Origin of the sequence: Amycolatopsis sp. NPDC058340, assembly GCF_042723975.1 — a bacterium.
Classification (GTDB): Bacteria; Actinomycetota; Actinomycetes; order Mycobacteriales; family Pseudonocardiaceae; genus Amycolatopsis.
This window is the reverse complement of the sequence record NZ_JBHXIB010000038.1, coordinates 47187-73198: the sequence shown is the minus strand read 5'-3', so window position 1 is coordinate 73198 and position 26012 is coordinate 47187. Positions and strand designations below refer to the sequence as shown.

Here is a 26012-nt window from a genome sequence, read left to right as displayed (position 1 = left end):
TCCTGGTTGGGGGTTACCCCCCCATTATGTAGGTGGGGTGGTCTTGTGCCCCTTGTGGAGGGTTGCTAAAGCAATTTCCCCATGGTTGAAGGTTGCGAAAGTGGCTTTCGCAACACCTGCTCGGCCCTTACTTGAGCTTCAGCTCTTGGTGCGCACCTCGGCCTCGGAGGCGTCGGCGGCCGCCTCCTGCTGCGCCAGCTCGTACTCAGCCGCGTCGGAAGCCGCGGTGACGGCTTCGGGAGCGCCACCGTGCAGCAGCCGCGCCACCTCACCGCGCAGTGTCACGAACTCCGCGGACTCGCGCGTGGTGATCTGGTCCCGCTCCGCGGGCAGCCCGACCGGCAGGTCCGCGACGATCTTCGCGGGCGACTTCGACAGCACCAGCACCCGGTCCGACAGGTAGACGCTCTCGTCGATGTCGTGCGTGACGACGAGGACCGTGCTCCCGTTCTCGCGCTGCACGCGCCGCGTCAGGTCTTCGAGCTCGAACCGCGTCTGCGCGTCGACCGACGCGAACGGCTCGTCCATCAGCAGCAGCGCCGGACGGCTGGCCAGCGCCCGCGCGATCGACACCCGCTGCTGCATACCGCCCGAGAGCTGCCACGGGAACTTCGAACCGACCCCGGACAGGCCGACCGACTCCAACGCCTCCTGCGCCCGCGTGCGGCGCTCCGTGCGGCTCAAATTGCGCCACCGCAAGGGGAACTCGACGTTCTTCGCGACCGAGAGCCACGGGAACAGCGAGCGGCTGTAGTCCTGGAACACGACGGCCAGATCCTCCGGCACGCCGGAGACGTCGTCGCCGTGCAGGCTGACGCGGCCGGACGTCGGCTTGATCAGTCCGGCGATACAGCGCAGGAGCGTGGACTTGCCGCAGCCCGACGGGCCCACGATGCTCGCGAGCTGCCCCGCTTCCACGGTGAACGACAGGTCGTCGACCGCGACGTGCGCCTTTTCTCCCGCGCCGTACCGGTGGTTCAGCCCGGAGACTTCGAGCATGGTTGACATCTTGCTGACCCTTCGAAAACTAGAGACGGCCGTTGCGGGTGGGCTGCCAGCGAAGCACTCTCTGCTCCACCGCGAGGAAGGCCGCGTTGAACCCGAAGCCGAGGAGCCCGAGCAGGACCAGCCACGACCACATGAGCGGGAAGTCGAACGCCTGCTGGGCGTCCATCAGGGACCGGCCGATGCCGTTGTAAGAGCCGACCAGTTCCGAGATCACCATCAGCAGCAAGGAAATGGACAGGCTCAGCCGGAGGCCCGCGAAGATCTTCGGCCCGGCGGCGGGCAGCACGATCGAGCGCACCCAGTACGACCGCGGCGTCCGGAACGATTTCGCGGTGTCGATCTTCACCTGGTCCACCGACCGGACGCCGTCCACGGTGTTGAGCAGCACCGGCCAGATCGCGCCGAAGATGATCGACCCGGTCTGCATCCCCGGCCCGAGTCCGAAAAGGACGATGAACACCGGGATCAGCGCGGGCGGCGGCACCGAGCGGAAGAACGCGAACAGCGGTCCGACGTAGTCCATCCCGTGCTTGGACCGTCCCAAGAGGACACCCAGTGCGACACCGAACGCGCCGGCGAGCAGCCAGCCGCCGAGCGTCCGGCCGAGGCTCGGGAGGACGTTGTCGAACACCGTGTCGGTCAGGAACAGCTGCGACGCCGGGCCGGTGAACCACAGTTTCACCGAGGCGGACAGGATCTCGGTCGGCGGCGGGAAGAACGGGCTTTCCGCGAGCCGGGTCGCGAGCTCCCAGATCCCGAGCAGGGCGAAGAAGAGCAGCCAGTTGCGGACGAGGATGCCGATACCCCGGCCCACGCGCCTGCCGACGCGGCTGGTCAGCGTGAGGGTCGTCACGAGACCGCCTCCCGGTCGACCGTGCTCCAGCGGAACGCCCGCCTGCCGATCATCTCGAGCCCGCCGTTGATGAGGAAGCCGAGCGCGCCGACCACCACGGTGCCGGCGAGCACGAGGTCGAACCTGGTCGAACCGGTGCTGGCCTGCATGATGAAGTTGCCGATGCCGAGTTTGGCGCCGGCGAGGAACTCGGTACTGACCACCGCGATCAGCGCGATGTTGGCGGACAGCCGCACCCCGGTGAACACGAACGGCGCGGTATGCGGCAGCGCCACCGACGTCAGCGTCCGGAACTTACTGGTGCCGCAGGCCTTCGCGGTCTCCAGCAGGACGGGGTCGATCTCGCCGAGCGCGTAGATCGTGTTGAACATGATGGGCCACAACGACGCGTACACGGCCAGCGTGATCTTCGCTTCGGGCCCGCCGCCGATCAGCAGGAGCACCAGCGGGATCAGCGCGACGGCGGGGATCGGCCGCAGGAACTCGATGACCACCGCGGTCGCGGTGCGCAGGCCGGGGATGCTGCCCAGCAGCAGGCCGGCGGGCACGGCGATGGCGACCGCGATCAGCAGGGCGATCGCCCACGCGAGGAACGTGGCGATCAGGTCCCGGACGAACTGGGTCTCGCCGAACTGTTCGAAGATCGTCACGAGGACGACGGACGGCGGGGGGAGGAACTCTTTACGGACCAGGCCGGCCTGGACGATCACTTCCCAGACGAGGAAGAAACCGGCCAGACCGGCAAGGGCACGGAGAAGTCGTGGCACCTTTACCTTTATCCAGCTTGAGGGGCGAGCATCGGAGCGGCGTCGAGCTTGGCCGTGATCACTCCGGTCTGCAGCAGCAGGTCCGGCACCCGCTGCAGGCGACGGGCGTCCAGAGTGGACCCGAACGTCGGCAGCGTGAGCAGTGAGGCGGTTTCCGCGTCGACCTTGGCGTACTTGACGATGAGGGGTTCGATCTTGGAGCGGTCGGCCGAGTCACGCACGGCCTTGCCCAGCGCGCGCTGGAACGCGGCCAGCGTCTTGGGGTTCTTGTCCACGAAGGAGCCGAGCGCGCCGAAGCCCGCCAGGGGGAAGTCCTGCGTGGCGCCGGTCGAGATGTCGACGACCGGGGTCGCGCCGACGACCTTCGAGGCCTGGGTCAGGAACGGCTCGGGCAGGTAGCCCGCGTCGACCTGGCCGGACGAGAGCGCCGCGGCGATGTTCGGCAGCGCCATCGGCACCCACTGGACCTTGCTGGTGTCGACGCCGTGGTCCTTCATCACCGAGACGGTGAGCAGGTGGGAGGCGGTGTTCTTGTCGGTGATCGCGATCTTCTTGCCCGCGAGGTCGTTGATCGTCTTGACCGGCGAGGTCGGCACGGTGACGACCGCGTTGCTCTTGGGGCTGGCCGACACGGAGTCGGCGACGAGCCGGATGTCGGCCGCGCCCTTGCTCTTCGCGACGAAGAACGGCATGTAGGTGGAGAAGGCGATGTCGACCTCGCCACCGATCATCTTGGTCATCGCCTGCTGGCCGCTGGGCGCGTCGACCGCTTCGACCTCGAGACCTTCGGCCTTGAAGTAGCCGCCCTCCTGCGCCAGCCGCAGCGGCGCGAGGTCGACGACGGGCAGCAGGGCGACCTTGATCTTCGCCTTCTCCAGGCCGCCTTCGCCACCCGACGCCTTGGACGTGTCCTCGCCGCCGAGTGCGCCGCAGGCGCCCAACGTGGCCAGCATGAGCGCGCTCAGGGCGACGCCGACGGCACCCCGTCCTCTACGTGCACCGCTCCTGCTCATGGCGTTTCGAAACAAAGCCAGCTCCTCGGAAACAATGAATCACCGTTGGGTTTTTTCATCCGTGTCGTGGCTTCATTTCGCCAGGCACGCGGTCACCTTAGAGATTTGCCCACCTGCTCACAATGGGTGTCGTGAGCGGGTGATCATTTTAGGCCATTCGCCCGATCACCTGATCACCCGCTTGGACATCATTACTTTCAGTGATCGATTTCCGAGAAATGTGACTATTAGAAGTAACGGCCCGTCGTCAGCTGGTGGCTTGCGCCGCGATCATCGGGCCGACGTCGATCTTGGTCTGGATCGCGCCCATCTGCAGCAGCAGGTCCGGGACCCGCTGGATGCGGCGGGGGTCCAGGGTGGACTGGAACGTCAGCAGCGTGGTCAGCGCGGCGGTGTCCTGGTCGATCTTGGCGTACTTGACCAGCAGCGGCTCGATCTTGGAGCGGTCCGCCGCGTCACGGGTGGCCTTCTGCATGGCGCGCTGGAAGGCGGCCACGGTCTTCGGGTTCTCCGAGACGAACTTGCCGAGCGAGCCGTAGCCCGCGGTGGGGAAGTCCTGGGTGGCGCCGGTGGCGGTGTCCACGACCGGGACGGTGCCCGCCTGCTTGGCGGTCTGGGTGATGAACGGCTCGGTCAGGAAGCCGGCGTCGATGTCACCGTTCTTGAGCGCGGCGCCGACGTTCGGCAGCTGGATCGGCACCCACTGGACCTTGCTGGCGTCGACGCCGTGGTCCTTCATGACCGATTTGGACAGCGTGTCGGACACGGTGTTCGGCGCGGTGATGCCGATCTTCTTGCCTGCCAGGTCGCTGACGCTCTTCACCGTGGACGTCGGCAGCGTGACCAGCATCGTGCTCTTCGGGCCGGCGGAGGAGGCGTCCGCGACCAGCTTGATGTCCGCGGTGTTCTTGCTCATCGCGATGAAGAACGGCGTGTAGCTCGCGTACGCGATGTCGACCTCGCCGCCGATCAGCTTGGTCAGCGAGATCTGCCCGGTGCCTGCCTCGATGGCCTCGACTTCGAGGCCCTCGTTCTTGAAGTAGCCGCCGTCCTGGGCGAGCCGCAGCGGGGCCAGGTCGATGGTCGACATGACGGCGACCTTGATCTTCGACTTCTCGAGGTTCCCCGAGCCGCCGGAAGAGGACGAATCGTCACCGCCGAGCAGGCCGCAGCCACCGACCGACGTCGTGACGACGGCCGCCATCGCGAATGCGATCGCCCTCGCCATTCCACGAGACGGCCGCCCCAGGCGGGCGCTCAAGGCCTTCTTCGAAAGCAAGTGGTGCTCCTGATCAGGGGGAGGGACACGTGATGACGTGGCCTGATGTGGAATTCGGAAGTGACTCTTTGTCGAGTCACGGGCCCACTGTAGAGAACACACACTGTGCTCACAATGGGTGGTCATCCCATGATCCCAAGTGGTAACGATCACCCGAACAGGTTGTTTGTCAGAAGTGAACACAACTGGGCGTGTTCGCGCCGGGGACTTGTTGACGATTGAGCGTCAACGGGTCAAGACCCGTCCGGGGCCTACTTGCAGGTCTTGACCGAAGGGTTACATCTGGGCCTCCCGTTCGCTACCCTCATGCACCGGTAGTGAGGTGTGGACCACTGATGTAGTGAAAGAGAGTGCCTTGGATGGCCGAACGCTCTGGACCTTTCCCGAGGTGCAAGGCACTCTGTGTCGAACCGGAACCTGATGTCGGACACGACCGTGCTTCACTGGTGCGCGCTCGCGCACTGGCGGGTTAGGCCGAATAGACCAATGACGTCAGGCGGGATTTCGGCCAAGTGCACTTGAGAGACTGCGTCAAAGACGACTTCCTCATTCGTCAGAGTGAGCACTCGCGTCCCTGCCCGGTGGCGGGAGCGTGCGGGTAGTGGTCTCCGACAACCGACCCAGGCAGCAGCAGAACGGCATGTCCAAAATGGGCTTTCCCGGCCCGAATGAAGATGATGGTGGTGCGGCGGTGCCGAACGAAGACACCGCGGGGGTGGGAGGGACCCCTGCGCGGGAAACCGGAGACGGTCCTGGTGGGAAGGCCGGGTCGTTCCTGGGCCTGCGTAACTGGCGTCTGCGATCGAAGCTCGCGGCCGTCCTGATCATCCCGACGCTGACCGCGCTCGCGCTCGGCACCCTGCGCGTGATCGACGACAGCAGCGAGGCGGCGCGGTTCCAGGACACCGCCGACCAGGTCGCGTTCGCCGACAAGATCACCCTCGTGGTGCACGAGCTGCAGAGCGAACGCGCGCTCGCCGTCGCCCGGATCGCCTCGCAGGACGCGTCGCGCCAGAACGGTCTCGACGCGCAGATCGCCAAGGTCGACCGCGCCGTCGACGACCTGCGCGCCTCGGCGAACCAGATCAACCCGGACGATCAGGACACCAGGGACCGCTACTCGCGTGGTCTGCAGCGGCTCGACGCCCTGCGCCCGCTGCGCGGCGCGATGAACACCTCGCTGCTGGGCGACACCCCGGTCCTCATCGCCTACTCCGGCATCCTCGACTCGCTGGTCCAGCTCGGCCGCGAGGTGACCACCGCGGTGGCGAACCGCGACGTGCTCCGGCTCGGCGTCACCGTGCAGGCCATCAGTGAGAGCAAGGAGTTCATCGCCCGCGGTGACGCGGCGCTGCTGATCGCCTCCTTCCGCTCCGGGTTCCCCGGCGACCTGTTCGACCAGGCCCGCTCGGCGGTCGCGAGCGGTGACGCCTCGACGGCGGCCTTCATCAACAACGCCAGCCCCGAACAGCGGCAGCTCTACTCGGACACCTTCTCCGGTCCCGAGGTCGACGACCGCCGCCGGATCACCACGATGGCGTTCTCGCTGCACCAGCAGAACGAGCCCCCGGCGATCGACAACGTCGCACTCGGCAACGACAGCAGGGTCGCGCTCGACAAGCTGCGCGCGGTCGAGACCAACCTGCTCGGCCAGCTGCGGGCACAGGCCGACGGCCTGGCCACCGACGCGATCAACTCGGCGTGGATCGGCGGCGCGGTCGTGCTGCTGGCCCTGCTCGCGGCGCTGTTCCTGATGCTCGTCATCGCCCGCCTGATGCTGCGCCCGCTGCGGGTGCTGCGGAAGACGGCGCTCGACGTGGCCTACACACGACTGCCGGAAACCGTGCAAGCGATCCTGGACGACCCGGACCCGGTCAACGCCTCGAAGCGGTCGGTCGAGCCGGTGCCCGTCACTTCGCGTGACGAGATCGGTGAAGTGGCGCGTTCGTTCGACGTCGTCCACGAACAGGCCGTCAAGATGGCGGCCGAACAGGCCCTCCTGCGCGAGAACGTCAACGGCATCTTCGTGAACCTGTCCCGCCGGTCGCAGCGGCTGGTGGAACGCCAGCTCGGCGTCATCGACCGGCTCGAGGCCGACGAGCAGGACCCGGACCACTTGGCCAGCCTGTTCGAGCTCGACCACCTCGCCACGCGGCTGCGCCGCAACGGTGAAAGCCTCCTGGTGCTGTCGGGCGCCGGTCTCGCGAAGTCGGTGCCCAAGCCGGTGCCCGCCGCCGACGTCATCGGCGCCGCGGTCTCGGAGATCGAGCAGTACGCCCGGATCGAGATCGGGATCGTCCCCGAGGTCGCCGTCCAGGGCCTGACGATCCACGACCTCGTGCACGTGCTCGCGGAACTGCTGGACAACGCCACCTACTTCTCCGAGCCGGAGACGAAGGTGACCGTCCGCGCGGTGATCACCCGCAAGAAGGCGCTCGCCATCCAGGTCACCGACCACGGTGTCGGTATGACCGAGGAGCGGCTCGCCGAGGTCAACCAGCGGCTGGCCGACCCGCCGGACCTGGACGTCTCGGTGACCCGGCGGATGGGCCTGTACGTGGTCGCGCGCCTGGCGCGCCGCCACGGCATCGAGGTCCGGCTCCGGGAGAACGAGGACATCGAGGGTGGTGTGATCGCGCGGGTCGTCGTGCCCGCCGAGCTGCTCACGCAGATGCGGCCCGGCGCGCGCAACACCCCGCCGCCGGCGAACCGCTCTGAGACGTCGATGCCTTCGATGCCGTCGGTGTCCGAGATGTCGAGCTCGCTGCCGAACGTCCCCGCTTCCGACCGCGGCCTGGAGATGACCCCGCCGCCACCGTCGAAGCCGCCGGCCGCACCGCAACCGGTCGCGTCGCAGGGCGGGCTCGTCCCGCTCGACCAGCCGATCAGCCTCGACGACCTGGTCGCGGGCAAGAACGCGGCCGGGCCGTTCCTCAGCCCAGCGTCCCCCGCCGAGGAGACCCCGGCGTGGCCGACGGCCGAAGACATCTCGCCCACGAACGGCGACGGCGCCTCCAGCGGCACCGAGACCCAGTTCGCGTCGCTGGTGCTGCCGAAACGGGAGCCGAAGTACACGCCGGTCGAGCCGCCGAGCCGGCCCGAAGAACCTTCGGACACCGGCAAGTCGGCGCTCGAGGACGACGTCCCCACGCGGCGGTTGCCGATCTACCAGTCGGTGCTCTCGCGCTGGTTCAGCGAAGGCGACGAGACCGGGGGCGACAGCCCGACCACCTACACCGAGCCGGTCGAGTCCGAACTGCCCGCGCGCACCCCCAGCGGTGGCGACGAAGCGACGGAATCCGAGGCCGAGGACACCGCCGGGGAGGGATTGCCCACTCGGACCCCGCGGAGTGTTCCGCCGGAGACGGTGCTCCAGGACAATGGCTGGCGCAGCGCGTCGGACGACGGCTGGCAGGCGGCGCAGGTCCTGTACGAAGACCGGAACGACGAGATCACCCCGGCGGGCCTGCCCAAACGGGTGCCGAACCAGTACCTCGTCCCCGGCTCGATCGGCGGGAACGAGCCGAAGAAGGAAGACTCGTTCGCCGACAAGACCTCCGGAATGCCGGGTACGGGCGCGATCGCCCGCTCGGCGACGGCGGCGCGGAGTCGGATGGCAAGCTTCCAGAAGGGCTACACGTCGGGACGGCACGCGTTGAAGGAACGCCCGCTCGATGCGCTGGATGACAACGGCGTTCCGGTGACCGGCAGGGATACCCCTGCCGATGACAGCAGTAAGGAGTGACAGTGACACGGGCGGGTGCGATGCAGCCGGGTGGTCCGGCGCAGCCTGGCGGCCAGGCGCAGGGTAAAGGACACACGAGCAGCTTTGCCTGGCTGATCACGGATTTCGTGCACCGGGTCCCGGGCGCGGCGCATGCCGTGGTGGTGTCGGCGGACGGTTTGCTGCTGGCGTCCTCGAAGGGACTCCCCAAGGACAGGGCCGATCAGCTGGCCGCGGTCGCGTCGGGGCTCACGAGCCTCGCGCGCGGTGCGGCGAAGGTGTTCGAGGGCGGCACGGTCGCGCAGACGGTGGTCGAGATGGCCAACGGCTTCCTCTTCCTGATGTCGGTGTCCGACGGTTCCTGCTTGGCGGTCCTCGGGTCGCCGGAGAGCGACATCGGCTTGGTCGTCTACGAGATGACCCTGCTGGTGGAACGGGTGGGGCAACAGCTGACACCGGAGATGCGCGCGCAGCTGCAGGGCGCGTCGGTCCGCCGCTGAGCGACCGGGAACCGAGGAGAATGCCGTGGACGACGGGCGCTTGAGGGGCGATGGCCGGCTCGGTGACGACTTCTCCGGCGGGTGGTCGGAACGAGACGACGGCCGGGAGGACTGGACGTCCTTCCGGGACCGGGTCGACCGCGAATGGCGATCGCGGCGGGCACAGGGGTCGGACAACGACCCCGTGTCCCCGGACGAGGCCTCCCGCTGGCTGACCGATTCGAACGCGGGTCAGGGACCCGCCGACTTCAGCGTCTCGGACTACCGGGAACGCCTGCTCGGCGGGCCGGGGGCGGAGCTGTTCGGTGGTGGCAGCGGTCCGCTCTACGACTCGGGCGAGTTCGCCAAGTTCTCCTTCGACAAGGAGGAGGAGCGCCGGGCGGCGGCCGCCGCGGCCGACCCGCTCGCCGCGGCCCTGCCGCAGCAGGCGCAGAACGAGTTCGTCGACGAGCAGTACACCACCGACGTCGAATCCTCCGGCCTGGTCCGGCCGTACTTCCGCACGCGGGGCCGGACCAAGCCGACGTACGACCTTGCCATCGAGGCGTTGATCTCGACCAGCGAACAGGGACGCGTGCTCGACCGGGTACGCGTCCCCGAACACCGGTCGATCTGCGACCTTTGCCTGGACACCCGGTCCGTCGCCGAAGTCGCGGCGCTGCTGCGCCTGCCGCTCGGCGTGGTCCGGGTGCTGATCGGAGACGTGGCCGGCCTCGGTCTGGTCCTGGTGCACAGCGCCAGCCAGAACGTCGGTGACCGGCCGAGTATCGAGTTCATGGAGAGGGTGCTCAGTGGGCTTCGGAGAATTTGACTCCGACGCGAATGCGCCGCAGGTGACCGGACCGACTTCGTCGGCCAAGATCGTGGTCGCTGGCGGATTCGGCTCGGGGAAGACCACGCTGGTCGGAGCGGTTTCGGAGATCGATCCGCTGACCACCGAGGCCATGATGACCGAGGCCAGTACCGGCGTCGACGACAATTCGGCCACCCCGAACAAGTCGACGACGACCGTGGCCATGGACTTCGGCCGGATTTCGCTGGACTCGGACCTGGTGCTGTACGTGTTCGGTACGCCGGGCCAGCACCGGTTCTGGTTCATGTGGGACGACCTCGCGGTCGGCGCCATCGGTGCCGTCGTGCTGGTCGACACGCGGCGGCTCGCCGACGCGTTCCCCTCGATCGACTTCTTCGAGAACCGGAAGCTGCCGTACGTCGTGGCGATCAACTGCTTCGACCGGCTGCTGCACCACCAGATCGAGGACGTCCGGCACGCGCTGACGATCTCACCGTCCGTGCCGATCATGGCCTGTGACGCCCGGGAACGTGAGTCCGCCAAGCAGGTGTTGATCTCGGTCGTGCAGCACGCCATCGCGCACGATTCGGCGTTGCGCGCGGGCTAAAGGGACGAAAGCCCGGAGCGGATGCGGCCGTTGGAGTGAACTCGGCAGGCTTCACCCGCTTCGGGGAGTGGCGTCACCGGTCGGATCGAACGCGAGGCGAACCCTTTCCCGCGATCCGGCGCCGTCGCCACTCGATCGAGTGGCCGCACCGCCGGTGACCTGCGTGGACGCCGGTTCACACCTGGTCGCGCCCGGCCACCACAGGGTGACCCACGAATGCGTGGTTCACGATGTGTCGACGCGGTGAGCGGCTGGACGTTTACGTTCGGTTAACGACGTCGGCCGGGTGGCGGGCTCGACACGATCGGCGGGACGAATACGCTGGGTGGAGGCGTCTTTCGGCTCGCCGGTACCGGGATCGGTGCTGGTCGGCGGCAGACGCCCGGACCACGCCGCCCAGGTGGTCTTGACGCAGCGAGGAGGGACTTGTGACGGCATCCGGGCAGCAAAGCTCGTTCGGCTGGCTCATCACGGATTTCGCGCGCCGGGTTCCCGGTGCGGCGCACGCCGTGCTGGTCTCCGCGGACGGGCTTCTCCTCGCGCCGTCGGACGGGCTGCCGCAGGAACGGGCCGAACAGCTCTCCGCGGTCGCCTCCGGCCTGATCAGCCTCACCGCCGGCGCGGCCCGCTGCTTCGACGCGGGCGGGGTCAACCAGACCGTCGTCGAGATGGAACGCGGCTACCTCTTCCTCATGTCGGTCGCCGACGGCTCGTCACTCGCCGTGCTGGCCGCGCCGACCTGCGACATCGGCACCGTGGCCTACGAGATGACGCTGCTCGTCGAGCGGGTCGGCCAGCAGATCACCCCTGAGCTGCGGGCGCAGCTGCAGGGCGGCGTACGTGGGTGACCGATGAAGATCAGCGGATTCACCGAACCGGACCCTTCCGGCTGGGACTCCCTCTACCAGGGCAGCGAACGCGAGGCCTTCGATTCGCCGAGCCGCTTCGAGCTGAGCTCGATCAGCACGGTCATGCCGCGGCGCCCGCCCGCGCCGCCTCCCGAGCCTCCTCCGCCGATGCCTTCGCCGATCCGCCAGTCGCCGCCGCGGCCCGCTGACGTCGCCCCCGCTTCGGTCTACCAGCCGCCGGCTTCGGGCTCCCGGGTCCGGCCCTACACCCGCACCGGCGGGCGCACCCGCACCGCGCACGACCTGGCGCTGGAGGCGCTGGTGTCGACCAGCGAGGACGGCCGCCGGTACCGCGGCGTGCGGACCCCCGAACACCGGCAGATCTGCGACCTGTGCCTGGACACCCGCTCGATCGCGGAGATCGCCGCGCATCTGCGGCTGCCGCTGGGCGTGGTGAAGGTGCTCGTGGGCGACATGGCGGACGCCGGTCTCGTGCTGATCCACCAGACGGAGCTGATCCTCGGCGACTCCTCTTCGCGCGCCTTCATGGAACGGGTGCTTCAAGGCCTTCGCGCCCTCTGACACCTCCCGCATTTAGTCCTCTAAATGCGCTCGTGCGGGGTTATTTTTGCCGGGCGGAGTGTCCTGAAGGCCACCTTCAGGACGTTAGATGTCTCAAGGGTGGCCTTCAGGACATCGCGTCTGTCCAGGGCATGCGTCTCGCCACGCCGCATTTAGAGGACTAAACGCGCGGCGGGAACACACGAGATCTAGTGCCCCAGTGCAAGGCACCCTCAAGTTGACTACTTTGCGGTGATATATCAGTGCTGTCGGTAGCGACCTGAGCCGCTTCCCGATAGAACCACGGTCGTCCGTGAAGGGGATCTCAGCGTGACGCCGGTCTTTTCGATCTGCGTTAACCTGGTCGAGGAGTAGCCGGTGGGGTACTGGAGAAAGCATCCTAGGAAGGATCTGGAAGCTGTTCTGGAGCACTTCCATCAGGCAGGATGGAGGATCTCGGATCCGCCGACCTACTACACCGTCCGATGTCCTTTCGGGCAGCACCAGCGTTGGATCCATCTGACGCCGAGTGGTGCCAACTACGGAAAGAACGCGGTGTCCTGGCTGCTTCGTCAACCTTGCTACCAGATCGAGGGGGGTTACTGATGGGTGTGACGGTTCACGCGCATTGGGTGTTCATCGCCGATGGCGATGGTGATCTCTTCGGTTACTGCGACAAGGTGATGCGCGCGCTGCTCGAACAAGAACGTTGTCTCGACGGTTTCGTGGACAGTGCGGTTTCCGCGGACGGCGGACGAGCGGTGATGGAGATCGAGGCCGACGTCTCCGGCGACGACCTCTCCCATGCGATCGCGAAAGCCCATGCCGCCGTCCGGTCCGCTCTGCATTCGGTCGGGATCGGGACGCCGGACTGGCCGACGCACGGCGAAGCCATGTCGATGGTGCTGAAGGACCTCCGCACCGAGCAGCTCGCGTAGCCCCCACGCCGCATTTAGAGGACTAAATGCGGAGTGCTCAGTCCTCGACCAGGGCGGCCGACGTGATCCGGTGAAGCGGGTAGCGCTCGTTGTCGGTCCCTTCGAGGACCCCGCCGCCGACCCGCAGCGGCCGCACGACCCGCTGGCTCGCCGTCCCGCGTGAGTCGACGAACCCGATCCACACCTCGCGACGTTCGATGGTCGCCTGGGACAGCAGCGCCAGCGTCGCGGACGTGTCTCCGGCGCCGCCTCCCTGCGGCGCCCGCACGGTCTCGCCCCGGCGGCGCGCCGAAGCGGCGTCGCCCGCCCGGACGTGCGCGACGATCTTGCCGACCTGATCGTCGGTCAGCCCGGCGGGCTCTCCAGGCGCGCGACGCGCGGCACGCGCCTTCGCGGGCAGGCGACGTCCGGACGGCCTGATGTCCATGACGCGTCCGTCGGGCCCTTCGGCGGCCGGAGCGAACCCGGCGGCGCGGAGCGCGTCGAGGACTTCGGCGAGCGGGTACGCGCTGATGAGCACTGTCGGCGCGATCATGCGCAAGCCGTACTCCGTCGCGACGGGGCTGCCCATGACCTCGGCGAGCAGAGACGCGTCGTCGCAGCGCAAGAACGACTCGGCGGCCCCGCCGCGCAGCCGTCCGTGCCGCCGGGCGACGTCGTCGATCAGGTAGCTCAGCGATTGGGGCACCGGCGTCGCCGACTTCGACGTGAACAGCTGGTGCAGTTCGCCCGCGGTCCGCCCGGTGTCGAGCGCGCGCCGCACGGACGTCTCGGTGATCCGGTACACGGTCGCGTGCCCGGCCGATTCGATGTCGGCGACGGCGGTCATCTCGGCGGCGAGTTCGGCTTCCAGCGGCCCAGGCGCGACCACGGTCAGGTCGGCCTGCACCAGGACGTGGTCCACCGGCCGCGGCAGCGCGTCGAGCATCGCCTCGATCGCCCCGGGGCGGTCCTCGGCCAGGAGCGCCCGGGTCGCCGTGGTCAGCCCGCCGAGGCCGATCAGGCCGAGCGCGGCCCCTTCGGCCATCGTCCAGCGCACGGTCTCGTCCCGCAGCCGCCCGCCCCGCCGCGGCGCGCGCCAGGCGAGCGCGGCGACCAGTTCGTCGGTGCTCTTCACTCCGGCGCCTTCGGGCAACGCCGCCAGCGCGAGGAGGATCCGGCGCCGCGAAGTGGGCGCCAGCGGACGGCGCAGGTCTTCCGAAAGCGGCGCGATCGGCTTGTCCTTCGCGTCCCGTCCGCCGGCGAGTCCGGGCAGCCGGGGCAGCTCGAGCCAGGCCTGCGCGACCGTCATCCAGCGCTGCGCGGTCGGCGAGGCGAGCCACGAATCCGTGAGCGTCGTCGGCACCCATTCCGGCGTGGTCGCTTCGCTGTCGGCCACCAGACCGGCGCCGACCGCGATCTCCGCGAGCAACGTCACCCGCGCCTCGTCGACATCGAGATCCTTCGCGAGCTTCTTCAGCTCGCGGACTCCGAGCCCGCCGGACTTGAGCACCGGCGGTGGCGTCTCCGACCAGGCTCGAAGCATGTTTTCGGTCTGGCGCAAGAACTCCATCGCCTCGCCGGCCGCCGTTGTGTCCACTGTGGACCGGCTGTGGGGATGCACGGGGAGTTCCGGTTCGCGCAGCGACGCCTGCTCGAACACCACCCCGCCGCGCAGCGCGATCCCGATCTCACGCGGCAGCTCGACGGTCTGGTCGTCCCGGCGCAGCAGCAGCCCCCTGGCGAGCAGGCGCTGGACGGGGTTCTGTGCCCGCTCCAGCGGGACGTCGGCCGACGCGTCACGGGTGCGGCCGATCGGCGGGCCGGCGGCCAGCGTCGTCAGCAGGGCTCGTTCGTCCTCGCCGACCTCCGCGAGCGCGGCCTCGATATCCGTTCCGGCGAGCGCGGGCGAAGACGACCCGAGCCCGGCGGGGAAGGGGCCGAGCGCGTCGCGGGCGGAAGGCGGGACACGCAGCGCGTCGTCCTCGCCCCAGACCAGGGCCCGCTTGCGCAGCAGTGCCAGTGCTTCGCCGATCTCCGTTCCCGCGAGGCGCGCGACCTCGGCCGCCGCGACCGGGCCGGTGTCCGCCCCGGCCAGCAGCAGGGCGTCGAGGACGGCGAGGGTGAAGGTGTCGAGGTCTTCGCAGGCGCGCGCGACGGAGCCCGGCGTGCCAGCCCGGGTGGCGAGCACGATGGTGTCGGACGGGGGCGGCGTGGACAGGTCGCGACGCGTGCGCAGCAGTGCGGCGAGGGCGTCGTCGGACTCCTGGCGCAGCCAGTCCGCCAGGGATGGCGCGGGCATAGACGACCAGGATACCGGGCGGGTGGTGGCCCGGCAGCCGCGTTCGGGCAGACTGTCCCTCGAGAACGGCTTGACCATGCTCTGGAGGACGTTGTGGCGAAGGGCGATAACAAGAAGCGCGCGGGCATCGACCCCACGTGGCCCGGTGAAGACGGGGAGCACCCCGTCACCGAGCTCGCGTCCGATCGGCAGGGCGCCTTGTCCCCGTTCGGCGACGTGACCTTCCCGCTCGAGAGCGTGCCGTACGTGCACCCCGAGACCGAGATCAACCGGTAGAAGTTACTGGTCGGTCACCCCTGCGAGGGTTCGTGGCGGTCGTCACGGGAGTAGGTTTTCGATCGACCTATTCGAGCTTTCCTCAGCGGGGGTAGTGCCATGCCGGTTCCCGGTCCCGGATATTCGATCACCGTCCGGGTGGAGGCCCCCGCGTCATCCACCGCGGCGGGTGATCTGACGACCGCCGTCGGCCGGGTCGGCGGCGTGCTGACCGCGTTCGACGTCGTCGAGTCGCACCCCGACTCGATCGTCGTCGACATCAGCGCCAACGCCCTGTCGGAGAACCACGCGCAGGACATCACGCAGACCCTGGACTCGTTGCCGGGCGTCCGCGTGCGCAAGGTGTCCGACCGGACGTTCCTGATCCACCTCGGCGGCAAGATCGAGGTCAGCCCCAAGGTCGCGCTCCGCAACCGTGACGACCTGTCCCGTGCGTACACGCCGGGTGTCGCCCGCGTCTGCCAGGCGATCGCGGCGAACCCCGAGGACGCGCGCCGCCTGACCATCAAACGCAACACCGTCGCGGTGCTCACCGACGGTTCCGCGGTGCTTGGCCTTGGCAACATCGGCCCGGCCGCCGCGCTGCCGGTGATGGAGGGCAAGGCGGCCCTGTTCAAGAAGTTCGCCGACGTCGACGCGTGGCCGGTCTGCCTGGACACCCAGGACACCGAAGAGATCATCATGATCGCGAAGGCGCTCGCGCCGGTGTACGCGGGCATCAACCTCGAGGACATCGCCGCGCCGCGCTGCTTCGAGATCGAGAAGCGCCTGCGTGAGCAGCTCGACATCCCGGTGTTCCACGACGACCAGCACGGCACCGCGATCGTCGTGGTCGCCGCGCTGCGCAACGCCCTGCGCGTGGTCGGGAAGAACATCGAAGACTGCAAGATCGTCGTCAGCGGCGTCGGCGCGGCGGGTTCGGCGATCATCCGCCTGCTGCTGCGCAAGAACCCGGGCGACATCGTGGCCGCCGACATCGACGGCATCGTGCACTCCGCGCGCGGCAACCTCGACGAGAACCTGACCTGGATCGCCGGGCACACGAACAAGGAGCAGCAGGCGGGCACGCTGCACGAAGCGCTCGTCGGCGCCGACGTGTTCATCGGGGTCTCCGCGCCGAACCTGTTCGGGGCCGAGCAGGTCGCGACCATGAAGTCCGACGCCGTCGTGTTCGCGCTGGCCAACCCGGACCCGGAGATCGACCCGCTGGAGGCGCAGAAGCACGCCGCCGTGGTCGCCACCGGCCGGAGCGACTTCCCGAACCAGATCAACAACGTGCTCGCGTTCCCCGGCGTCTTCCGCGGGCTGCTCGACGCGCAGGCGCACCACATCGACGACTCGATGCTCCTCGCGGCCGCCGACGCCATCGCGGACGTCGTGGACAACGGCAAGCTGAACGCCTCGTTCATCGTGCCGAGCGTGTTCGACAACGCCGTCGCCCCCGCGGTGGCCGAGGCCGTGAAGAAGGCCGCGAAGGCGGAGAAGGCCGCCCAGTCGTAGGACGTGGTAGCAAAGGTCCCTTGCTCCATTCGGCGGCGCCGTCGTGCCGTGAAGGCGTCCTTCACTACCTTGAGGGTCAGGGGCTCGGCAAGGTCGAGATAGCGCAGGCCTGGGTTCCGAACGTTGACAGGGCGGGCACGGGCATCGAGTGTCCACGGGGCACTCTCGGGCACCTGAATGTCCCATTTGTGCATTTATGTACGGTTATTCGTGGGGTCGTGAGTGGTAAAGAGGGTTAGAACGACCAAAAACACTCACGACGCCCACGCCAAGACGCACAAAACGCCCGAATCGGGCACTTTGGTCTCGATTCGTGTCCCTTGTGGACAGCAGAGATCCGGATCTCTGCTTCCGCGAACGCCTCTGTGCCTCATGGCAGCGGCACGGACCAGCAGCTATACGACTTTGCCGAGACCCTGCCCCTCAAGGTAGGGAAGGAGGCCTTCACGGACTCTGGGGCCGCTCGCCCGAGGCGCGAGTGGTAGCAAAGGTCCCTTGCTCCATTCGGCGGCGCCGTCATCACTGAGACCGACTCCGAGGCCGACTTCAGGGTGACGACTCCGCCGATGGCCCGCTCATAGGCTCGACTCCGACCAGGAAGTCGATCATGAACGGGGGCTGGGATGACTCGCTCTGTCCTGAGCAGGTTCGGGGCACTCACCGCCGCGGCGGTCACCATGGCGGTACTCGTACCGGCCACGGCGTCCGCCGCGGTTTCGTCGGTCAGCTGGGGGCCGTGTCCGGAGGACGTGGCCGCGCCCGGCGTGCAATGCGCCACCTTGAAGGTCCCGCTCGACTACCGGAACCCGGGCGGGAAGACCATCGACATCGCCGTATCCAAACTCGCCAGCACCAAGCCGGCGAAGCGGCGCGGCATCATGCTCACCAACCCGGGTGGCCCCGGCGGGCCAGGGCTGACCATGCCCGCCGGGCTGCGGTCGGCGGGTATGCCGTCGAGTGTGCTCGACGCGTACGACATCATCGGCTTCGATCCGCGCGGGATCGGCCGCAGCACGCCGGTCACCTGCGACCTCAAGCCAGAGCAGCAGGTCAGCAACGTCCCGCCGTACGCGCGTGACGCGGCGGCGGTGGCGGAGCGCGCGAAGTACGTCGAGGGCGTCGCGAAGCAGTGCGGTGACTCGGCGACGGCCGCGAACCTGCCGTACATCACCACGGCCAACACCGCCCGCGACATGGATCGCATCCGGGAGGCCCTGGGCGAGGAGAAGCTCTCGTACTACGGCGTCTCGTACGGCACGTACCTGGGCGCCGTGTATTCGACGCTGTTCCCGCGGCGCACCGATCGCATCGTGCTCGACAGTGCGACCGGTCCGGGCGGGCTCGACACGACCGGATCACGTCGGCTGGCGGAGGGATTCCAGGACCGCTTCCCGGACTTCGCGAAGTGGGCGGCGGCGCGGCACGCGAGCTACGGGCTCGGCCGCACTCCGCAGCAGGTGACGGCGAAGTTCTACGAACTCGTCGCCAAACTCGACGGCGGGGCGGTCCCGGGGGTGGACGGCGCGGCCTTCCGGGCGGGCACGTTCGGCTCGCTGTACTCGACCAGCTCCTTCCCGGTGCTGGCACAGCAGTGGCAGGCGCTCGACACCGAAGGCGTCGTGAAGCAGACCGCTCAGGCTCAGCAGCTCGACGTGGGGCAGCTGCTGTCCGCGCAGCTGCACGTGGTGTGCAACGACGTGAACTGGCCGGAGAAGGTCGCGGCCTACCAGCGCAACGTCGAGAAGGACCGGGTGCGGTACCCGATGTTCGGCGCCGCCGCGGCGAACATCTGGGCGTGCGCCTACTGGCCGTCCGAGCCGATCGAGCCGCAGGTGCGGATCGGCGACCGGGGCCCGTCGAACATCCTGGTCGTGCAGAACCTGCGTGACCCGGCGACCCCGCTGAGCGGGGCCAGGGAGATGCGGCGCGCGCTGGGCGACCGGGCGCGGATGGTGTCCGTCGACGACGGCGGGCACGGGGTCTGGCTGAGCTCGGAGAACGCCTGCGGCAACAACGCCGTCAACCGGTTCTTCGTGGAAGGCAAGCGTCCCGGGCACGACACGGCCTGCGCCGCGGACAACGGCGGGCTCTTCGCTTCGATGACACCGGAGCAGCGGCAGGAACGGGAGAAGGCCCTCGGCGAGGTTCGCTCGAAGCAGCGGATGTTCTGAGGACTAGCCTGCTTGGCGTGAGTGAACTCAGCCACGTCGACCATACGGGCGCCGCCCGTATGGTCGACGTTTCCGGCAAGACGCCCACCGCCCGCACCGCGCTGGCGGGCGGCACCGTGCACACCACGGCCGAGGTGCTCGGCCTGCTGGCGACGGACGGGCTACCCAAGGGCGACGCGCTCGCGACCGCCCGGATCGCGGGCATCATGGGCGCGAAGAAGGTGCCCGAGCTGATCCCGCTCTGCCACCAGATCGCGTTGTCCGGGGTGAAGGTCGAGTTCGTCCTCGACGAGACCGCCGTGCACATCACCGCGACCGCGAAGACGAACGACCGGACCGGCGTCGAGATGGAGGCGCTGACCGCCGTCGCCGTCGCCGGGCTGACCCTGCACGACATGATCAAGGCCGTCGATCCGGCCGCGACCCTCGACGACGTCCGGCTGATCCGCAAGGACGGCGGCAAGACCGGGACCTGGGAGCGGCCGTGAACCGGGTCGCGAGGGTGATCGTGGCGTCGAACCGGGCCGCGAAGGGCGTCTACGAGGACACGACCGGCCCGGTCATCACGGACTGGCTCGCTTCACGGGGCTGGGAAGTTCCCGCGCCCGTCGTCGTCGAAGACGGGGAACCGGTCGGCGAAGCCCTGCGTGCCGCCGTCGCGGCCGGGGTACAGGTGATCGTGACGACCGGCGGCACCGGCATCTCGCCGACGGACCGCACCCCGGACGTCACCCGCGCCGTCCTCGACTACGAACTCCCCGGCGTCGCGGACGCGATCCGCGCCGCCGGACTGCCCAAGGTGCCCACGGCCGTGCTCTCGCGCGGCGTCGCGGGCGTCGCGGGCCGGACCCTCGTGGTGAACCTTCCCGGTTCACGCGGCGGGGTGAAGGATGGCCTGGGCGTATTGGACGGGATCCTCGACCACGCCGTCGACCAGCTGGCGGGCGGCGACCACCCACGGGAGGCACAGCAGTGAGCGTTCGGGTCGCACGGATCGCGGTGGTCGACGAGCCGCTCTCGGTCGAAGAACACGCCCGGCTGGTGGATGACGCGGCCGCGGGCGCCGTCGTCACCTTCGGCGGGGTCGTCCGGGACCACGACGGCGGGCGGTCGGTGGAGAGGCTCGCCTACGAAGGACATCCCAGCGCCGCCGACGTGCTCGCGGAGGTCGTCACGGACCTCTCGGGGAAATGGGAAGGCGTGCGGGCGGTCGCCGTCAGCCACCGGCTGGGCGCGCTGGCCATCGGTGACGTCGCGCTGGCGTGCGCCGTGGCGGCCGAGCACCGTGGGCAGGCCTTCGCCGCCTGCTCGGAGCTGGTCGACGAGGTCAAGGCGCGGCTGCCGGTGTGGAAGCACCAGCACTTCAGCGACGGCAGCGACGAATGGGTCAACTCGCCGTAGGACCTGCGGAAAGCATCAGGTCTCGTGAGTGGTAAGGACGGTTCTAACCGTCCTTACCACTCACGAGACCCGGCCGATGGTGCCCGGACACGACAAAGCCCCACCGCCGGGGGAATGGACGCGGTGGGGCCTTGTCAGCCGTGACGTGGCCGCGCGGGGAATCCCGCGGGCATCACGACTTACTGGTGCTCAAGAGCTCACTTGGTGGCGAGCTTCTGGCCGACGACGATGAAGTCGGCGTTCGGCACGTATTCCTTGTTCAGCTCCTGCAGCTTCTGGTAGCCGCCCTGGACGTTGAACTTGGAAGCGATCTTCGACAGCGTGTCGCCCGCCACGACGGTGTAGTCACCGGCCGGGTTCGAGTTGGCGACGTTCGCGGCCGGGGCCGGAGCCTGCTTCTGGACCGGCGCGGTCGACTTCTTCGGGGTCACCTTCTTGGTGGCCTTCGGGGCGCTCGACTTGGCCTTGGCGGGGCTGGCGGAGCCGCCCTTCTTGCCACAGTGCGGCCACGCGCCGATGCCCTGGCCCTGGAGGACCCGCTCGGCGACGGCGATCTGCTGCTCACGCGTGGCGTTGTGCGCGCTGCCGGTGCCGCCGTAGGCGCGCCAGGTGCTCTGCGAGAACTGCAGACCACCGTAGTAGCCGTTACCGGTGTTGGTGCTCCAGTTGCCGCTGCTCTCGCACTGCGCGATGGCGTCCCAGTTGGTCGCCGACGCGGGGGTCGCGGCGATTGCGAGGGGAGCGCCGACCGCGACACCCGCAATGGCGACGCGGGCGATGTGACGGGTGGCGGCGGACATCTTGCGGTGCTTGCCTCGGTAAGACATGTGAGTAAATCTCGCTCCCTGCGCCTACGAGCCTGTGCTGAGGGAAAGACCCGTGGGTCCTGGCCGGCCGTCTCAGGCCGGCTGACTTCGCCTGACGCACGACGCGTCGGCTCGGTCCCCTCGTCCCTGTCCGGAAATGCTTTCGCTCGGGGTTGGGTCCGGGAATCCGTTGGACAGGGCTCGGCGCTACGGGTTCCCGGTGTTGCGTGGTCGGTCGGGGCCAACCGAAAAGCGACGGTACGTAACGAACGGCCGGGACGGAAATTATTCGAGCTGTGACCTACATCACAGTAACAGCACGCAACCCATAACGATTCGGGTGTTTTCGCAGGTCAGCGGGCCGTTATCTGGCCGTTTCCTGACCGAGATAATTCACAGATCGTGAGGCTTGCATCACGTGGATTAAGGAGTGACTGGCCCATTCGTGCGCCTTCGCGCGCGAATGGGCCGCGCACTTTAGCGAGACCTCAAGAAGTTCGCCAGCCCTGGCAGGTCATCCGTATTCAGGTGGTCGACCCCGGCGGCGACCAGCTCTTTCCACAACGCGTCACGGCCGGGCCCGGCGGCGTCCGGCGTCGCCCAGAAGCGCACGCGCTGCCCCGCCGCGTGGGCACGCTTCACCAGGTCGTGCAGTTTCGCCCGCTCCGCGGCGGGGAAGGCGCCATCACCGGTCCAGGTGAAAAGCCCCGTCCAGGAGTCCGAGACCAGCGGGGTGACGCGGGGGTCCGAGCCGATGCCGAGATCGTTCTGGTCCTTGATCCGGCCGTCGTAGAAGGCGAGCCGGAACTTCTGCCCGAGCATCACGTCCTTGGCGCGCCCGCCGGAGATGACCGCGGTGACGGCCCGCTTCTTCACGTGTCCGAACGCATACAAAGAGAAGAGGAAGGAGTAGCGCGGGTCGTGCAGCCGCTTCTCCAGCGCCGAGTAGGTGCTGTTCGCGTCGCCCTTGACGTCGATCAGCAGCTGGAACTCCATCCGCTGCCGGTAGACGCCGACGCCGTGGTTGGCCAGCACGCGCTTGCGCAGCGGCTCCAGGTAGAGCGACTCCAGGGTGCGGTCCGGGCGGGTGTCCGCGAGGTCGTGGGCGACCAGCAGCTGCCCGTCCACGAGGAAGATGTCGGCCTCGACGCTGGTGAAGCCCTGATCGAGCGCGTCCTGCAGCGGACGGGTGTGCTCGTAGTCGTTGTGGCTGTGCGCCTGCGGCAGCGGCTTGACGCCGCGTTCATGGGCGGAGGCAGGCGCGGTCGCGAGGCTCGTGGCGGCGACCGCGGCGAGCAGCGCGGCGAGGATGCGGCGGGGAGTGATCACTGGCGCATCCTCGGCTGCTTCGGCGACCGGACGGTGAACTCGAGACGGCGAGCAAGGGACCTTTGCTACCACTTTCGAGATTCGCGCAGGTCAGCGGTTCTTGGGTGGGCGGCTCTGGCCGGCGACGTACCCCGGGGTGGGCTGCCCGTCGCGCACGGGCCGCGGCGACCGGGACGGCCGGCAGGTCAGCCGCCCGCGAACGGGGGCAGGACGTCCAGTTCGGCCGAGTCGGTCAGCGGCCGCGTGAGATCCCGCACCGCGACGCCGTCCAGAAGATAGGAGACCGCGTCGAGCAGCTTCGCCAGCTTCTCCGGGTGGAGTTCGCGCAGGCGGGCGACGGCGTCGGCGACGCGGGCGCCGTCCGGCAGGGTCACTTTCTCCTCGTCGAGGCCGACGGCCGCGCGGGCCGACGCGAAGTACCGCACCACGATGGTCACCATGTCAGCCGCCGATCGCGCTCATCGGCCGGATCGGCTGCGCGAACCCGGCCTCGTTGATCTCGTGTCCGGCGAGCTTGCCCCACATGGTCGCCCGCCAGGCGTCCGCCACCTCTTCTTCGCGCGCGCCCGCGCGCACGAGGGCGCGAAGGTCCGTCTCGTCGTTGCTGAACAGGCACGAGCGCACCGCGCCGTCCGCGGTCAGCCGGGTCCGCTCGCAGGCACCGCAGAAGGGACGGGTCACCGACGCGATCACGCCGACGTCGCCAGGTCCGCCGTCGACCAGCCACCGTTCGGCGGGCGCCCCGCCCCGCGCGGCGGGGAACGGCGACAGCGTGAACTCCTCGCCGAGCATGCCGAGGATCTCCTCGGCGGTGATCATCTCGGCGCGGTTCCAGCCGTGCTGCGCGTCCAGCGGCATCTGCTCGATGAAGCGCAGGTGGTAGCCCTCGGCGAGACAGAACTTCAGCAGCGGCACGGCCTGGTCCTCGTTCAGCCCGCGCATGAGCACCGCGTTGACCTTCACCGGGTCCAGCCCGGCTTCGCGCGCGGCGGCCATGCCGTCGAGCACGTGTGAAAGCCGGTCGCGACGCGTGATCGTCTCGAACAGCGCGCGGTCGACGGTGTCCAGCGAGACGTTGATGCGGTCCAGCCCGGCGCCGGCGAGCGCCTTCGCGCGTTTCGCGAGCCCGATCCCGTTGGTGGTCATGGAAAGCCGCGGCCGCGGTTCGAGCGCGGCGACCCGCTCGACGATCTTCTCCAGTCCTTGGCGCAGCAGCGGTTCGCCGCCGGTGAGCCGGATGTCGGTGATCCCGAGCCGCTCGACGGCGATCCGCAGCAGCAGCACGAGTTCGTCGTCGGTCAGTACGTCCGCGCTCGGCATCCATTCGAGCCCTTCGGCGGGCATGCAGTAGGTGCAGCGCAGATTGCACTTGTCGGTGAGCGACACCCGCAGGTCGGTCGCCACGCGGCCGAAGGTGTCGATCAGAGCGGGATTGTCCGGCCTGGGCACGCTGGGGCGACCGCGTGTACCGGGGACACGGGGAAACCCGAGATCGACTGCTGTCATTGACACCAGACTAACCCCGAAGCGGCAGAAAACCGACTGTCTAGAATTCGGCACGCACCGAATCGGAAGGATTTCCGGATGGCGAAATATCCGCTCTCGGCGGAGGAAATGGCCCGGTTCGCCCATCTCGGCAGGGAAAGCAGCACGCTGACCGTTCTCCGGCACGCGCGGATCGCCGAGCGGATGGGCCTGTCCGCCACCGACCACAAGGTGCTCGAACTCGCCGGACAGGCACCGGGACCGTTGACAGCGGGCAGGATCGCCGAGCTGACCGGACTGTCGACGGGCGCTGTGACCGGCGTCATGGACCGGCTCGAGAAGGCGGGGCTCGCCCGCCGCGTCCGCGACACCGCCGACCGCCGGAAGGTGCTGATAGAGGTCGTTCCCGGCGCCATGGAGCCGTACGCGCCGCTCTTCGAATCCGCGTACACGAACATGAAGACGGTGCTCGAACAGTTCTCCCCCGACGAGCGGAAAGTGCTGGAGCGATTCCAGAGCGCGGTGCTCGACGGTCTCCGCGACGAACTCCCCGGCAACGCGTAGCTTTTCCGCATCTGCGGAAGTAATCTGCCAGGCATGCCGCAATTCCGGTTGTCCGAGGCCGCCCGTCTGCTCGGCGTCAGCGACGACACCGTCCGCCGCTGGGTCCGTGCCGGCCAGCTGACCGCGTTCGACGATTCGGCGGGCCGCAAGGTCGTCGACGGCGCCGAGCTCGCCGCGTTCGCCAAGGCGCAGGCCGAACAGCCCGAGGATCCCTCGGCCGTCGGCCGCTCCGCGCGCAACCGCTTCGTCGGCCTCGTCACCGAGGTCGTCACCGACAAGGTGATGGCGCAGGTCGAGCTGCAATGCGGCCCGCATCGCGTGGTCTCCCTGATGAGCGCCGAAGCCGTCCGCGAACTCGGGCTGCGGCCCGGTGTACTCGCGGTCGCCGTCGTCAAGGCGACCACCGTCGTGATCGAAACCCCGGAAGGAAGCCGATGAGGAGACTCGTCCCCGCCCTCCTCGCGCTGGCGCTGGCCGCGACGGCCTGCGGTTCGGATCAGCCCGTCACCGCGACCATCGAGCAGAGGACGCTGACCGTGTTCGCGGCGGCGTCGCTCACCGAGTCGTTCGGGGTGCTGGGCAAGCGGTTCGAGGCACAGAACTCCGGGGTGAGCGTGAAGTTCAGCTTCGAGGGCTCCTCGGCGCTGGTCCAGAAGCTGATCCAAGGCGCCAAGGCGGACGTGTTCGCCTCCGCCGATCAGGCCAATATGGACAAGGCAGCCAAGGGCGAGGTGCTCGACGGGCAGCCGTCGGTGTTCGCCACGAACCGGCTCGCCATCGCGGTCGGCAAGGGCAACCCCAAGGGCATCAAGGGGCTGGCCGACCTCGCGAAGGACGGGCTGACCGTGGTCGTCTGCGCGCCGCAGGTGCCGTGCGGGTCGGCGGCGAAGAAGGTCCAGCAGTCGTCCGGGGTCACGCTCGAACCCGCCAGCGAGGAGCAGGACGTCAAGTCGGTGCTCGCGAAGGTGCAGTCGGGTGACGCGGACGCCGGGCTCGTCTACGTCACCGACGCGATGTCGGCGGCCGCGAAGGTGGACAAAGTGGACTTCCCCGAGGCCGCGGGCGCGATCAACGAGTACCCGATCGCGGTAGTGAAGGACGCTCCGCAGGCTCAGCTCGCCGGGCTCTTCAGGAGCTTCGTCCTCGGCGAGGAGGGCAAGAAGGAATTGGCGAAGGTCGGTTTTGGCACGCCGTGACCCCGCGTTTCGTCCTCTGGGCGGGGATGTGGGGGGGGTGCGCCCCACCCCACCCAAACAAGTCGACAAAAAGGCCCGCGGGGGGGGGGGGGTGGGGGTGGGGCCCGGCCAA

Annotated in this window: 24 protein-coding genes and 1 pseudogene; 15 read left to right on the top strand and 10 right to left on the bottom strand. The window is 68.7% G+C overall.

The window, feature by feature from the left end:
- Nucleotides 1-138: 138 nt before the first annotated feature.
- The 5 genes from ACFWIW_RS31095 to ACFWIW_RS31075 form a co-directional block, all read right to left on the bottom strand.
- The gene (locus ACFWIW_RS31095) at nt 139-1008 is read right to left on the bottom strand and encodes an ABC transporter ATP-binding protein (RefSeq protein ID WP_378371748.1); all 870 of its coding nucleotides are present in this window, start codon (nt 1006-1008) and stop codon (nt 139-141) included.
- A gap of 19 nt (nt 1009-1027) precedes the next feature.
- Nucleotides 1028-1861 carry an ABC transporter permease gene (locus ACFWIW_RS31090; RefSeq protein WP_378371747.1) on the bottom strand — a complete coding sequence of 278 codons (834 nt, stop codon included), beginning with the start codon at nt 1859-1861 and terminating at the stop codon, nt 1028-1030.
- A complete protein-coding gene (locus tag ACFWIW_RS31085) occupies nt 1858-2628 on the bottom strand; it encodes an ABC transporter permease (protein ID WP_350573550.1) in 771 nt (256 codons plus the stop codon). The genes ACFWIW_RS31090 and ACFWIW_RS31085 overlap by 4 nt, the downstream gene beginning before the upstream one ends.
- A gap of 8 nt (nt 2629-2636) precedes the next feature.
- Nucleotides 2637-3641: an ABC transporter substrate-binding protein gene (locus tag ACFWIW_RS31080; RefSeq protein WP_378371746.1), complete on the bottom strand. Its 1005-nt coding sequence runs from the start codon at nt 3639-3641 to the stop codon at nt 2637-2639.
- A gap of 247 nt (nt 3642-3888) precedes the next feature.
- Nucleotides 3889-4869, bottom strand: coding sequence for an ABC transporter substrate-binding protein (locus ACFWIW_RS31075; protein WP_378371745.1), 981 nt, complete (start codon nt 4867-4869; stop codon nt 3889-3891).
- Between the two features lie 691 nt (nt 4870-5560).
- On the opposite strand from ACFWIW_RS31075, the gene ACFWIW_RS31070 reads away from it, so the two are divergent.
- From ACFWIW_RS31070 to ACFWIW_RS31040, 7 genes are all read left to right on the top strand, one after another.
- Entirely contained in the window at nt 5561-8665 is a 3105-nt protein-coding gene (locus ACFWIW_RS31070; protein ID WP_378371750.1) for a nitrate- and nitrite sensing domain-containing protein, read from the top strand.
- Between the two features lie 20 nt (nt 8666-8685).
- Entirely contained in the window at nt 8686-9144 is a 459-nt protein-coding gene (locus ACFWIW_RS31065) for a roadblock/LC7 domain-containing protein (protein ID WP_085939650.1), read from the top strand.
- Between the two features lie 25 nt (nt 9145-9169).
- Nucleotides 9170-9955 carry a DUF742 domain-containing protein gene (locus tag ACFWIW_RS31060; RefSeq protein ID WP_378371744.1) on the top strand — a complete coding sequence of 262 codons (786 nt, stop codon included), beginning with the start codon at nt 9170-9172 and terminating at the stop codon, nt 9953-9955.
- Nucleotides 9936-10544 (top strand): ATP/GTP-binding protein, encoded by a 609-nt coding sequence (locus tag ACFWIW_RS31055; RefSeq protein ID WP_007033392.1) that lies wholly within the window; start codon nt 9936-9938, stop codon nt 10542-10544. Before ACFWIW_RS31060 ends, ACFWIW_RS31055 begins: the two co-directional genes overlap by 20 nt.
- 428 nt (nt 10545-10972) lie before the next feature.
- Entirely contained in the window at nt 10973-11392 is a 420-nt protein-coding gene (locus ACFWIW_RS31050) for a roadblock/LC7 domain-containing protein (protein ID WP_005156190.1), read from the top strand.
- Between the two features lie 3 nt (nt 11393-11395).
- Nucleotides 11396-11974 (top strand): DUF742 domain-containing protein, encoded by a 579-nt coding sequence (locus tag ACFWIW_RS31045; RefSeq protein ID WP_378371743.1) that lies wholly within the window; start codon nt 11396-11398, stop codon nt 11972-11974.
- Between the two features lie 584 nt (nt 11975-12558).
- Complete coding sequence (locus ACFWIW_RS31040; protein WP_378371742.1) at nt 12559-12891, top strand: hypothetical protein; 333 nt, start codon at nt 12559-12561, stop codon at nt 12889-12891.
- Between the two features lie 37 nt (nt 12892-12928).
- Here ACFWIW_RS31040 and ACFWIW_RS31035 read toward each other — a convergent pair whose 3' ends face one another.
- Nucleotides 12929-15172, bottom strand: a complete 2244-nt coding sequence (locus ACFWIW_RS31035) for a helicase-associated domain-containing protein (protein WP_378371741.1) — start codon at nt 15170-15172, stop codon at nt 12929-12931.
- A 93-nt stretch (nt 15173-15265) separates the two neighbouring features.
- Here ACFWIW_RS31035 and ACFWIW_RS31030 point away from each other — a divergent pair, with 93 nt between their 5' ends.
- The 5 genes and pseudogenes from ACFWIW_RS31030 (at nt 15266) to ACFWIW_RS31010 (ending at nt 20520) form a co-directional block, all read left to right on the top strand.
- Nucleotides 15266-15448: a hypothetical protein gene (locus ACFWIW_RS31030; protein ID WP_007033389.1), complete on the top strand. Its 183-nt coding sequence runs from the start codon at nt 15266-15268 to the stop codon at nt 15446-15448.
- A gap of 99 nt (nt 15449-15547) precedes the next feature.
- A complete protein-coding gene (locus ACFWIW_RS31025) occupies nt 15548-16948 on the top strand; it encodes an NAD-dependent malic enzyme (protein ID WP_378371740.1) in 1401 nt (466 codons plus the stop codon).
- A gap of 623 nt (nt 16949-17571) precedes the next feature.
- Entirely contained in the window at nt 17572-19119 is a 1548-nt protein-coding gene (locus ACFWIW_RS31020) for an alpha/beta hydrolase (RefSeq protein WP_378371739.1), read from the top strand.
- 17 nt (nt 19120-19136) lie between these two features.
- Nucleotides 19137-19607, top strand: coding sequence for a cyclic pyranopterin monophosphate synthase MoaC (gene moaC, locus ACFWIW_RS31015; protein WP_016337573.1), 471 nt, complete (start codon nt 19137-19139; stop codon nt 19605-19607).
- Nucleotides 19604-20520, top strand: a pseudogene (locus tag ACFWIW_RS31010) (molybdenum cofactor biosynthesis protein MoaE). The gene moaC and the pseudogene ACFWIW_RS31010 overlap by 4 nt, the downstream one beginning before the upstream one ends.
- A gap of 197 nt (nt 20521-20717) precedes the next feature.
- Here ACFWIW_RS31010 and ACFWIW_RS31005 read toward each other — a convergent pair.
- The 4 genes from ACFWIW_RS31005 to moaA form a co-directional block, all read right to left on the bottom strand.
- Nucleotides 20718-21347, bottom strand: coding sequence for a transglycosylase family protein (locus ACFWIW_RS31005; RefSeq protein ID WP_240599445.1), 630 nt, complete (start codon nt 21345-21347; stop codon nt 20718-20720).
- A gap of 456 nt (nt 21348-21803) precedes the next feature.
- A complete protein-coding gene (locus tag ACFWIW_RS31000; protein WP_378371738.1) occupies nt 21804-22655 on the bottom strand; it encodes a phosphatidylinositol-specific phospholipase C/glycerophosphodiester phosphodiesterase family protein in 852 nt (283 codons plus the stop codon).
- A gap of 185 nt (nt 22656-22840) precedes the next feature.
- On the bottom strand, nt 22841-23095 hold the full coding sequence (locus ACFWIW_RS30995; protein WP_378371737.1) for a MoaD/ThiS family protein: 255 nt from the start codon (nt 23093-23095) through the stop codon (nt 22841-22843).
- Nucleotide 23096: 1 nt separating this feature from the next.
- The gene (gene moaA, locus ACFWIW_RS30990) at nt 23097-24161 is read right to left on the bottom strand and encodes a GTP 3',8-cyclase MoaA (protein WP_378371736.1); all 1065 of its coding nucleotides are present in this window, start codon (nt 24159-24161) and stop codon (nt 23097-23099) included.
- Nucleotides 24162-24239: 78 nt separating this feature from the next.
- Between moaA and ACFWIW_RS30985 the strand changes: the two genes are divergently transcribed.
- From ACFWIW_RS30985 to modA, 3 genes are read left to right on the top strand one after another with little or no spacing between them, the layout of a single operon-like run.
- Nucleotides 24240-24704, top strand: coding sequence for a MarR family winged helix-turn-helix transcriptional regulator (locus ACFWIW_RS30985; protein WP_378371735.1), 465 nt, complete (start codon nt 24240-24242; stop codon nt 24702-24704).
- 33 nt (nt 24705-24737) lie between these two features.
- On the top strand, nt 24738-25142 hold the full coding sequence (locus tag ACFWIW_RS30980) for a molybdopterin-binding protein (RefSeq protein WP_378371734.1): 405 nt from the start codon (nt 24738-24740) through the stop codon (nt 25140-25142).
- Nucleotides 25139-25900 (top strand): molybdate ABC transporter substrate-binding protein, encoded by a 762-nt coding sequence (gene modA / locus ACFWIW_RS30975; RefSeq protein ID WP_378371733.1) that lies wholly within the window; start codon nt 25139-25141, stop codon nt 25898-25900. The genes ACFWIW_RS30980 and modA overlap by 4 nt, the downstream gene beginning before the upstream one ends.
- Nucleotides 25901-26012 lie beyond the last annotated feature (112 nt).